10 protein-coding genes and 3 tRNA genes are annotated in these 9,966 nt (G+C 74.0%); 6 read left to right on the forward strand and 7 right to left on the reverse strand.

The features are described from left to right. The first annotated feature begins 329 nt into the window (after positions 1-329). The 4 genes from EPD83_RS06380 to EPD83_RS06395 are packed head-to-tail and all read left to right on the forward strand — an operon-like array spanning position 330 to position 2,377. Complete coding sequence (locus EPD83_RS06380; RefSeq protein ID WP_128367019.1) at positions 330-785, forward strand: cupin domain-containing protein; 456 nt, start codon at positions 330-332, stop codon at positions 783-785. A gap of 28 nt (positions 786-813) precedes the next feature. Beyond that, positions 814-1,266 carry a VOC family protein gene (locus EPD83_RS06385; protein ID WP_165566362.1) on the forward strand — a complete coding sequence of 151 codons (453 nt, stop codon included), beginning with the start codon at positions 814-816 and terminating at the stop codon, positions 1,264-1,266. Continuing rightward, positions 1,266-1,742, forward strand: a complete 477-nt coding sequence (locus EPD83_RS06390; protein WP_165566363.1) for a luciferase domain-containing protein — start codon at positions 1,266-1,268, stop codon at positions 1,740-1,742. The genes EPD83_RS06385 and EPD83_RS06390 overlap by 1 nt, the downstream gene beginning before the upstream one ends. A gap of 11 nt (positions 1,743-1,753) precedes the next feature. Then, a complete protein-coding gene (locus tag EPD83_RS06395; RefSeq protein ID WP_128366988.1) occupies positions 1,754-2,377 on the forward strand; it encodes a TetR/AcrR family transcriptional regulator in 624 nt (207 codons plus the stop codon). Between the two features lie 74 nt (positions 2,378-2,451). Here EPD83_RS06395 and EPD83_RS06400 read toward each other — a convergent pair. The 5 genes from EPD83_RS06400 to EPD83_RS06420 all read right to left on the reverse strand — a co-directional run bounded on the left by EPD83_RS06400 (position 2,452) and on the right by EPD83_RS06420 (position 5,120). Next, positions 2,452-2,526: transfer RNA gene (locus tag EPD83_RS06400), tRNA-Val, on the reverse strand. A gap of 16 nt (positions 2,527-2,542) precedes the next feature. Continuing rightward, a tRNA-Cys gene (locus EPD83_RS06405) sits at positions 2,543-2,613 on the reverse strand. A gap of 22 nt (positions 2,614-2,635) precedes the next feature. Then, positions 2,636-2,708, reverse strand: a tRNA-Gly gene (locus tag EPD83_RS06410). Between the two features lie 110 nt (positions 2,709-2,818). Then, positions 2,819-3,958 carry a YihY/virulence factor BrkB family protein gene (locus EPD83_RS06415; protein ID WP_128366987.1) on the reverse strand — a complete coding sequence of 380 codons (1,140 nt, stop codon included), beginning with the start codon at positions 3,956-3,958 and terminating at the stop codon, positions 2,819-2,821. A gap of 136 nt (positions 3,959-4,094) precedes the next feature. After that, positions 4,095-5,120 (reverse strand): polyphosphate kinase 2 family protein, encoded by a 1,026-nt coding sequence (locus tag EPD83_RS06420; protein WP_128366986.1) that lies wholly within the window; start codon positions 5,118-5,120, stop codon positions 4,095-4,097. A gap of 39 nt (positions 5,121-5,159) precedes the next feature. Here EPD83_RS06420 and EPD83_RS06425 point away from each other — a divergent pair, with 39 nt between their 5' ends. Next, positions 5,160-5,903, forward strand: a complete 744-nt coding sequence (locus tag EPD83_RS06425; protein WP_128366985.1) for a dihydrofolate reductase family protein — start codon at positions 5,160-5,162, stop codon at positions 5,901-5,903. Between the two features lie 62 nt (positions 5,904-5,965). Here the strand turns inward: EPD83_RS06425 and EPD83_RS06430 are convergent, their stop codons facing one another. Together EPD83_RS06430 and EPD83_RS20945 are read right to left on the reverse strand one after the other, a co-directional pair. Beyond that, complete coding sequence (locus EPD83_RS06430) at positions 5,966-7,147, reverse strand: alpha/beta hydrolase family protein (protein WP_128366984.1); 1,182 nt, start codon at positions 7,145-7,147, stop codon at positions 5,966-5,968. Next, on the reverse strand, positions 7,144-9,333 hold the full coding sequence (locus tag EPD83_RS20945) for an ATP-dependent DNA ligase (RefSeq protein WP_165566364.1): 2,190 nt from the start codon (positions 9,331-9,333) through the stop codon (positions 7,144-7,146). The genes EPD83_RS06430 and EPD83_RS20945 overlap by 4 nt, the downstream gene beginning before the upstream one ends. Positions 9,334-9,485: 152 nt before the next feature. On the opposite strand from EPD83_RS20945, the gene msrB reads away from it, so the two are divergent. Next, complete coding sequence (gene msrB / locus EPD83_RS06440; protein ID WP_407676017.1) at positions 9,486-9,914, forward strand: peptide-methionine (R)-S-oxide reductase MsrB; 429 nt, start codon at positions 9,486-9,488, stop codon at positions 9,912-9,914. The last annotated feature ends 52 nt before the right edge of the window (positions 9,915-9,966 follow it).

Below are 9,966 nucleotides of genomic sequence, written 5' to 3' on the forward strand. Positions count from 1 at the left end.
GCCGTGCTGGCCCGCACCCGCCCGCCGCGACGGCGGCCGGACATCCGGCCCCGGCGACGCCGGACCGATGGGCGGCCCTGACCAGACCCGGCGGGCGGCGCTGCGGACTCGTGCGGATGCAGCCCGGTGCAGACGGGTTCGTTCTCGCCCGTCCGTGGATCGGCCGGGGCCGTGCTCGACATCCCGGTCCCGACGTCTCCTCACGCCGACGTGCCGCCGGTCGCCGGGCCGGCCCTCCACTCCCGGGCAGGGGTTGACAGGGGTGATGGGCGGGGTTGATGATACAAGCCGTCTCACTGTGAGACGCATTGTCGCAGATGAGGTCCGCCATGACAGTCACGCTCACCACGCCGACCGAGGGCGAGACCATCGCCGCGGGCCCGGTGAGGTTCCGGGTCCTGGAGGACGGCGTCGGCGTCGGGGGCCGCTTCGGGGTCGCCGAGTGCGTCCTCGCCCCCGGCTGGCCCGGGCCGCCTCAGCACGTGCACCGTGAGCACGACGAGACCTTCTACGTCGTGGCGGGGTCGGTCCGCTTCACCAGCGGTGCCGACCACCTGACGGCTCCGGCCGGCAGCCTGGTCACCGCGCCGGTCGGCGACCCGCACACCTTCGGGAACGCCGACCCGGCGACGCCCGCGACGCTGCTGTGCACGGTGACCCCGGAGCGCTATCTCGGCTACTTCCGCGACCTGGCGGACCTGCGGCCCGGCCCGGACGGCGCGCTCGTCCCGGCCGAGGTGCTCGAGGTGATGGCCCGCTACGCCACCGAGCCCTACCGGGGCTGATCCACCCACCACGAGAGGCAGACACCCCATGAGTCATCCCACGAGCCGGTCCGCCGTCGACGCCACCGGCACGACGCCGCCGCTCGCCGGCGTCCACCACCTCGGCCTCACCGTGCGCGACGTCGACCACAGCGAGCGGTGGTACGGCGACGTCCTCGGCATGGTCCGGGCGTTCGTCGAGCCGCACCCCACCGGCGGCGGGTACACCGTGGTCATGATGCGGCCGGGCGCCGCGCTCTTCCTGGGGCTCGACCACCACCCACGGGCCGACCGGCTCCCCTTCGACGCACGGCGGACGGGCCTGGACCACCTCGCCCTCCGCGTCGAGGAGCGTGGCGACGTCGACGCCTGGGCCGCGCACCTCGACGCGCTCGACGTGCCGCGCGAGGCGGTGCACGAGAACGCCGAGCCCGCCTTCGCGTCGGTGCTCGTGCACGACCCGGACGGCGTCCCCATCGAGCTCTTCTGGTCGGCCGCCTGATGGTGGCCGACGTCCCGCTGCCCACGCGGGCCGGGGTCCGCCCGCGCACGACGACCTGCCTGCCGCACTCGCAGCTCGACCAGCAGCCCGAGGACGACGGCGTGCTGACCGCCGTCCTGGACCGCGCAGGGTCGTGGCCGCACGTGGGCCGGCAGCCCTCGCGCATCGCGGTGCCGGGCTCGCGCGCGCTCGTGGTGACCTCCGAGGGGGACGTCGGTCCTCCCGAGGCGTTCATGGTCGGCCGTGAGTTCTGCCACGGCCACGCCGGGGGCGACCACAGCCTCCACGTCACGCTCCCGGTCGAGGTGGCGCGGGCCGCGACCCTCGCCGGGTGGGCCGAGCCGCACTACCTCGTGCACGAAGGCCAGGCGCCGCCGACGGTCGTCATGCTCTACGCGCCGCGGGACGACGAGGAGCAGTCGGTGGTCCGCGGGCTGGTGCGGAGGTCCTACGAGTTCGCGCTCACCGGCGAGTAGCCTGGGCGGCCATGTCGACGGATCGGGCGGCCCGCAGGCCCAGTCCCAGAGAGCGCACCCAGCGCCTGCTGGAGGAGGCGGCCCGCGACCTGTTGCGGTCGGGAGCACCCCTGACGGTCCAGGCGGCCGCCGAGCTCGCCGGCGTCTCGCGGGCGACGGCCTACCGCTACTTCCCCAGCAACGAGGCCGTCGTCATGCACGCGACCATGCCGCTCGTCGCGGACGCAGACCAGCAGCTGGAGGTGCCCGACGCGGCATCCGAGGCCGACCCGGCAGCGGACCTGCCGGACCAGGCGTCGGCGTTGGTGCGGAGCATGGGGACCTGGGCGTTCGACCACGAGAACGAGCTGCGCACCCTGCTGCGGCTCTCCCTCGCGCCCGAGCGCGCCGGCACGAGCCCGCGGCGCGGCAACACCAACCGGGGCCGGTGGATCGCCCAGCTGCTCGAGGGCCTGCCCGACCACGTGTCCCCGGCGTCGCGCGAGCGGCTGGCCGTCGCCCTCGTCCCGCTCTTCGGGGCCGACGCGGTGGTGTGGAGCGCCGACATCGCGCAGGTCGACCGCGACACCGCGCTCGACGTGATGGCGTGGATGGCAGCCGCCCTCGTCCGGGCGACCGTCGACGGCGACGCGTGACCCTCGCATCCGCCATGGATGGAGAGAGTGACGGCCCCTGACCCGCGTCTCCGTAGGTCAGGGGCCGTTCGTCGTGGTGGGCGATACTGGGTTTGAACCAGTGACCTCTTCCGTGTCAAGGAAGCGCGCTACCACTGCGCCAATCGCCCGAGGGGGTACTACTCGAGGTGGAGACGGGATTTGAACCCGTGTACGCGGCTTTGCAGGCCGCTGCCTCGCCTCTCGGCCACTCCACCATCGGGGGCGGCTAACCCTCCGAGCGGATGACCGGGTTCGAACCGGCGACCTCAACCTTGGCAAGGTTGCGCTCTACCAACTGAGCTACATCCGCGCGTCGCGCACCCGCTGGAACCTTCCGGCTCCCCCGTGTGGCGTGCTCCGAGACAGTAGCCGATTCCGGCGGCGTTCTCCAAACCGGGCGGGACCTCGGGGCGGCGCCCCTCAGCGGTCGGACTCGGCGGCCGAGACGGTCTCCGGGGCGGGCGCCTCGTCCCGTCCCGAGCCGTTGCTCGCCAGGGGCGTGAGCGGCCGGTTCGCGGCCTCGCGCAGGCTGCGCAGGTCCAGCTCGTCGTGCAACGCCGCCGAGCGGGCGTAGCCCTCGAAGGGGTCGCCCCACACCGGCTGGGGGACGACGCCGCTGCGCCGCTCGCGCAGGTCGCGCAGCCAGTGGAGGAAGCGGGTGTGCAGCGCGCGTCGCTCGTCGTGGGGCCACATCTCGCGGATCGCCGCGTTGAGGGCGGCACCGATGAGGACGGCGATGGCGAGGGCGTAGAGCCAGATGAGCAGGACGATCGGCGCCGACAGCGGTCCGTAGATCGACGAGCCGCCGAGCGAGGCCGCGAGCGACCCCTGGACGACCCGGGAGGCCAGCGCCCAGATGACGAGCGTCAGCACCGCCCCGGGCACGTCGCGCGTCCACGGCGACCGGCGGGGCGTCGACACGTGGTAGAGGCTCGTGAGCCCGCCGACGGTCAGCACCGTGACCAGCGGCCAGTAGAGCAGCACGAGGCCGTCGAGGTGCTGCGGCAGCCACCCCTGGATGATCGACGGGCCGAGCAGCACGAGCGGGATCGTCACGATCCCGAGCACCAGCGCGACGACGTACAGCGAGAACGACAGCGCCCGGGTGGGGACGATGCCGCGGACACCGGACTGGCCGTACATGATCGAGATCGTGTCCACGAAGACGTTGAGCGCCCGCGAGCCGGACCACAGCGACAGGACGAAGCCGATGGACAGCAGGTCCGCACGGCCGGTGCGCAGCACGTCGTTGACGGTGGGGCCGAGCACGGAGTCGATGACCGGGGTCGTGAGGAACCGGGCGGCGTACCGCAGGATGTCCGCGCGCACCTCGTCGACCGTGGCCGGGCCGAGGGCGTTGCCGAGGTAGCCCAGCCCGCCGAAGAGCCCGAGCACGAGCGGCGGCAGCGACAGCAAGGCGAAGAACCCCGCCTCGGACGCCAGGCCCGTGACGCGGTAGCGCAGGCAGATGCGGGTCGTCACGACGGTGAGACGGGCGATGGTCAAGGCCCCCGGCACCCTCGCGAGCACCCGGCGCATCCGCCGTCTCGCGTCGGTCATGGGGCCCACGGTAGTCGCCGGGGCCCGCGGCGATGAGCAGCGACGGGGCGGCGGACCGCCCTGCGTCGCACCGGGGCGTGACGGCGGCGCCCGGCGACCCGGCCCCGGCGGGTCCGGCCGGCCGCCGGGTCGGGCGTCAGGGGGTCATCGCCAGGCGTTCGCGCTCGGCCTCCACGTCGAAGTCCGCCTCCGGCCACTGCGGGTCGATCTCCTCCAGCGCCTCGAGCAGCAGGTTGGTGACGGCGAGCCGCGCGTACCACTTCCGGTCGGCGGGGACGACGTGCCAGGGCGCCACCGGCGTCGAGCACTTCTCCAGCGCCACCTGGTAGGCCTCCATGTACTCCGCCCAGTGGCCGCGCTCGTCGACGTCGCCCGGGTTGTACTTCCAGTACTTGTCGCCCCGGTGCAGCCGCTCGGTGAGGCGCTCCTTCTGCTCGTCGCTGGAGACGTGCAGCATGACCTTGACCACCGCGGTGCCGGAGTCGACCACCGACTCCTCGAAGCGGTTGATCTGCGCGTACCGGCGCGCCCACGTGGCCCGCGGCACGAGGTCGTGGACCCGCACCACGAGGACGTCCTCGTAGTGCGAGCGGTCGAACACGCCGATCTGGCCGGCGCCCGGCAGGGCGTTGCGGATCCGCCACAGGAAGGGGTGCCGGCGCTCCTCTCCGCTCGGCGCCTTGAACGCGGTGATGTGCACGCCCTGCGGGTCGACCGCCCCGACGACGTGCCGCATGATGCCGCCCTTGCCGGCGGTGTCCATGCCCTGGATGACGAGCAGCACCGAGCGCGTGCCGCCGCCCTTGGACTCGGCGTAGAGCCGCTCCTGGAGGTCCGAGAGCCGCTCCTGCAGCTCGAGCATGACCTTCTCGGCGTCCTTCTTCTTGCCGTCGAAGCCCGGCGTCGAGCGGGGGTCGACGTCGCCGAGGTCGAACTCCGGGCCGACGGCCAGGGTGCTCGACCAGGACGCGGTCTCGACACTGTCCGCCTGCCGTGCCTCGCGGGCCTCGTCCTTGGCCTTCCTCGCCTTCTTCGCGGCCTTGCCGCTGAGCTCGGCGGCCGCGACGGCCCGGCGCTCCAGGCGGTCCGCCTTCGGGGACCCGCCCTTGCGCTTCTCGCCCTTGCTCTTGCCCTTGCGCTTCTTCGTCTCACCCTTGCCCATTGCGACATCCTTCCAGAGCCACGCTGCTTGGATGAGGTCGTGCGCGTCCTCCTCGACCCCCGCCGCCCGGCCGACCCCGGCGGCCGTCTCACCGTGGCCGACCTCGTCGACCTCTACGCGCCGCCCCGCGGCCGGCGCTGGGTCCGGTCCAACATGGTCTCGACCCTCGACGGCTCCGCGGTCGGCGCCGACGGGCGCAGCGGCTCGATCAACACCGACGCCGACCACCGCGTCTTCTCGGTTCTGCGCGACCACGCCGACGCCGTCCTCGCCGGCGCGGGCACGATGCGCGAGGAGGGGTACCAGCGGGTCGCCCCCACCCGGCGCTCCCCCGTGCCCGCCGCGCTCGTCGCCGTGACCCGCTCCGGGCGGGTGCCCGAGGGGCTGCGGACCCCGACCGACGGGCGCGGCGCCGGGCTGCTCGTCACGTGCGCCGCCGCCGGCGACCGGGCCCTGGACCGGGCGCGCTCGGTGCTCGGCGAGGAGTCGGTGCTCGTCTGCGGGGACGACGACGTCGACCTCGCCGCCGCCCTGGACCGGCTGGCGGAGCGCGGGCTGCGCCACGTCCTCGTCGAGGGCGGGCCCTCGCTGCTCGGGACCGCCCTGGCCGCCGGCGTCCTCGACGAGCTGGCGATGACGCTGCCGCCCCTCGTCGTCGGCGGCGACGGACCGCGGATCGTCACCGGGGCGCCGCTGGCCCCGCCGGACGGCGTCGCGGCGCGGCCGCACCTGCTGCTCGAGGAGTCCGGGACGCTGCTCGGCCTCTGGCGCGTCCGGCGCTGACCTCCGCGTCCCGGGCCGCACCGGTCGCGGCACGGCTGCCCCGCGACCCCGGCGGTCGTCGGTCAGCCGGTGGCGAAGCCGCGGACCAGGCCCTCCCAGCGCACCGGGTCGGTGTTCCACTCCTTGCAGTGCCGCGCGACCCGCCACTCCTCGAAGGTCACGAGGTCCGGACGCGCCTGGGCGAGGGCGAAGGACGGCCCGAACGGCACGAACTCGTCGTCGGCGCTGTGGACCAGCAGGATGCGGTGGTGCACCTCGTCGGCCCGGCGCACCCAGTCGGTGAGCGCGAGGTCGACGCCCTCGTGGACTCCGACGAGCCGGTGGCCCCACCGCTGGCGCATCATCGTGCGGGCCAGCGTGCCCACCGGACGGGGTACGTGGTGCTGGCGGGCGTGGTGGGTGAGCACGTCGCCCCAGTCGACGACCGGTGCGTCGAGGACGACCCGCGAGACCAGGTCCGAGCGGTCCGAGCGGTCGAGCAGCTGCAGGACGATCGCCCCGCCCATCGACCACCCGCCGAGCAGGACCTCGCGGGCGCCACGACCGGCGGCGTAGGCGATGGCGGCGTCGACGTCGCGCCACTCCGAGAGGCCGAGCGCGTAGCGGCCGTCCGCGCCCGCCGGGACGCCCTCGTCGTTGCGGTAGGTGGGGACGAGGCAGGTCCAGCCGGCCTCCAGCAGCGGCGGCAGCGCCCGCACGGTCTCCTCCCGGCGCGCCCCGCGGCCGTGGACGAGGACCGCCCACCGCTCCCCCGGTCCGCCGTCGGGCGCGACGACCCAGGCCGGCATCGCGCCGAGCTCGCCGTCGTAGTGGACGTGCTCGGTGGCCAGGCCGAGGCTGACGTCCGGCGGCCCGCCGTGGTACCAGCCGTTCCAGCGGGCGGTGCCGGGGTGCAGCGAGCCGGCGTCGACGCCGAGCACCTCGCGGCGCACCACGCCGACGGCGGCGTCGATCTCGACGACGTCGCCGAGGCGGGCGTGCCCGCTGCCGCCGTCCAGCCACAGCCCGTAGCGGCCGGGGACGACGGTCTCGGCGGTCGTGTCCAGCAGCACCGTGTCGGCGCCGACCTCACGGACGACGACGTCGTCGGGCCGGCGCGGGTCCGGGGTGAGCACCCGCCGGGCGAAGTACGCGGCGGCCGTCAGCGACCCCGCCGCCGACGCGAGGGCGGTCGTCCCGCCCACGGCGGCGCCGGCGACCGCGGCGACCCGGGTGCGGCTGGGGCCGGAGCGGCCCGGGCTCACGACCCGCCGCCGACGGTGTCCGCCACGCCGCCGTCGAGCACCGCAGAGAGGTCGTAGGAGACGGGCTCGTCGAGCTGGTCGTAGGTGCAGTCGGCGGGGTCCTTGTCCGGACGCCAGCGGACGAACTGCGCGGTGTGCCGGAAGCGCACGCCCTCCATGTGGTCGTAGCGCACCTCGACGACGCGCTCGGGCCGCAGCGGGGTGAACGACAGGTCCTTGCCCGCGGCCCAGCGGCTCCCGGCCGCGTTCTGCGGGGTGCGGGTGCCCTCCTCCTGCTTGGCCCAGGCCCACGGGTGCTCGTCGAAGTCGGTGACCAGGGGCTGCAGCTCCTCGAACAGCTCCTTGCGCCGCGCCATGGGGAAGGCCCCGATGACGCCGACGGACAGCAGGTCGCCGTTCCCGTCGTGGATGCCCAGCAGGAGGCTGCCGATGACGTCCGGCCCGGACTTGTGGACCCGGTAGCCGGCGACGACACAGTCGGCCGTCCGCTCGTGCTTGATCTTGAGCATCGTGCGCTTGTCGGGCTCGTAGACGCCGTCGACGGGCTTGGCGACGAGGCCGTCGAGCCCGGCGCCCTCGAAGGCGGTGAACCAGTCGGCGGCGACGTCCCGGTCCGTGGTGGCGGGGGTGAGGTGCACCGGCGCCTGCGCGTCGGCCAGCGCCTCCTCCAGGAGCCGGCGGCGCTCGGCGAACGGGCGACCGGTGAGGTCGTCGTCGCCGAGGGCCAGCAGGTCGAAGGCGACGAAGCGCGCCGGGGTCTCGTGGCTCAGCCTGGTGACGCGGCTGGCGGCGGGATGGATGCGCTGGCTCAGCAGGTCGAAGTCGAGTCGGTCCTCCCCGGGGCGGACGACGATGATCTCGCCGTCGACGACGCACCGCTCGGGCAGGTTGGCCAGGGCGGCCTCGACGACCTCGGGGAAGTAGCGGGTCATCGGCTTCTCGTTGCGGCTGCCGATCTCGACCCGGTCCCCGGAGCGGAAGACGATGGACCGGAAGCCGTCCCACTTCGGCTCGTAGACGACCTCGACGTCGGTGAGCGCCTTGGCCTCCAAGCCCTTGACCGGCTTGGCGAGCATCGGCGAGACCGGCGGGACGACCGGCATCCCCCACTCCTCGCGCAGCGCCGCGTCCCGCTCGGCCTTGGGCGCCATGTACTCGTCGTCGGCCTTGTCCTGGCGCCGCTTGCTCGGCTGCACCCGGGGGGGCTCGCCGGGCATCTTCGGGTAGTCCGGCGGGAAGTTCAGCTCGCCGAGCCCGCGCTCGGCGACGTCGCGGTCCCACAGGGCGATGGCGGCGTCGACGTCGCCGACCGCGTCGTCGATGCCGGCCCACGCGTCCTCGCGGTCCTCGAGGACGTCGGGCACGGTGAGGACGGTGAAGTCGCCGGGCGCGACGGTGGGCAGCTCCTCCCAGGTCACGGGCATCGAGACCGGTGCGCCCGGCAGCGGCCGCGGGCTGTACGCGCTGGCGATCGTCCGGTCGCGGCAGGCCTGGTTGAAGTCGACGAACACCCGCTCCCCGCGCTCCTCCTTCCACCACGAGGAGGTGACGAGGTCGGGCAGGCGGCGCTCGAGCTCGCGGGCGATGCCGATGACACCGTGCCGGACGTCGAGGAACTCCCGGGTCGGCGCCACCCGCGCGTAGACGTGCACGCCCCGGTTGCCGCTGGTCTTGGCCCAGGCCGTGAGCCCGATCTCGGCCATGAGCTCGCGCAGCGCCTGCGCGGCCTCGACGGCGTCGGAGAAGGTGCGGCCCGGCTGCGGGTCGAGGTCGATGCGCAGCTCGTCGGGGTCGTCGTTGTCGTCGGTGCGCACCGGCCACGGGTGGAAGGTCACGGCGTTCATCTGGACGGCCCAGACGGCGGTGGCGACCTCGTCGACGACGATCTGGTCGTGCCGGCGGCCGCTGGGGTAGCGGCAGCGGGTGGTGCGCACCCAGTCGGGCATGCCCTTGGGCGGGTTCTTCTGGTAGAACTCCTCGCCCTCGATGCCCTCCGGGAAGCGCTGGAGGGTGACCGGGCGGTCCCCGATGTGCCGGACGAGCACGTCGCCGACGGCCATGACGTAGCCCGCGAGGTCCCCCTTGGTGATCCCCGCGTCCGGCCACATGACCCGGTCCGGGCTGCTGAGGCGCACCTCGCGGACCCCGTCCGGCCCGTCCACCTCGACGATCTGCGCATCGGCCATGCGGGCGAGCCTACTGAGCGGCCCCGACGCCCGCGGTCCGGCGAGCCACGACCGGTGACGGTCACGGTGAGGGTGACGGATCTTGTGGGCGTCTTTCGCGTGTGCGGCGCGGGAACCATCCGCGTGCGATCGGTGTTGGCAGGGGCATGACGATGAAGCCCACAGAGCGCGAGTACACCGTCCAGAAGTCCGACGAGGAGTGGCGCGCGGCCCTCTCGCCCGCCGAGTACCAGGTGCTGCGGCAGGCCGGCACCGAGCGGCCCTTCGTCGGCGAGTACACCGACACCAAGACCGTCGGCGTCTATGCCTGCCGGGCCTGCGGCACCGAGCTCTTCCGCTCCGAGACGAAGTTCGAGAGCCACTGCGGCTGGCCGTCCTTCTACACCCCCCTGGCCGGCGAGTCCGTGGAGCTCATCGAGGACCGCTCGCTCGGGATGAAGCGCGTCGAGGTCCGTTGCGCCACCTGCGGCAGCCACCTCGGGCACGTCTTCGAGGGCGAGGGCTACGACACCCCCACTGACCAGCGCTACTGCATCAACTCCATCAGCCTCACCCTCCGCCCCGAGCCCACCGACTCCTGACCTCTCCCGTCCCGACTTTCCCGCCCCATCCGGGACACCCGGGGTTGGCAAG

Origin of the sequence: Phycicoccus flavus (assembly GCF_004025965.2) — a bacterium.
Taxonomy (GTDB): Bacteria; Actinomycetota; Actinomycetes; order Actinomycetales; family Dermatophilaceae; genus Phycicoccus; species Phycicoccus flavus.

Excerpts from the sequence above, each read along its gene's own strand:
- EPD83_RS06380 (WP_128367019.1), top strand. The coding sequence starts at position 330 with ATGACAGTCACGCTCACCACGCCGACCGAGGGCGAGACCATCGCCGCG.
- EPD83_RS06385 (WP_165566362.1), top strand. The coding sequence starts at position 814 with ATGAGTCATCCCACGAGCCGGTCCGCCGTCGACGCCACCGGCACGACG.
- EPD83_RS06390 (WP_165566363.1), top strand. The coding sequence starts at position 1,266 with ATGGTGGCCGACGTCCCGCTGCCCACGCGGGCCGGGGTCCGCCCGCGC.
- EPD83_RS06395 (WP_128366988.1), top strand. The coding sequence starts at position 1,754 with ATGTCGACGGATCGGGCGGCCCGCAGGCCCAGTCCCAGAGAGCGCACC.
- EPD83_RS06415 (WP_128366987.1), bottom strand. The coding sequence starts at position 3,958 with ATGACCGACGCGAGACGGCGGATGCGCCGGGTGCTCGCGAGGGTGCCG.
- EPD83_RS06420 (WP_128366986.1), bottom strand. The coding sequence starts at position 5,120 with ATGGGCAAGGGTGAGACGAAGAAGCGCAAGGGCAAGAGCAAGGGCGAG.
- EPD83_RS20945 (WP_165566364.1), bottom strand. The coding sequence starts at position 9,333 with ATGGCCGATGCGCAGATCGTCGAGGTGGACGGGCCGGACGGGGTCCGC.
- msrB (WP_407676017.1), top strand. The coding sequence starts at position 9,486 with ATGAAGCCCACAGAGCGCGAGTACACCGTCCAGAAGTCCGACGAGGAG.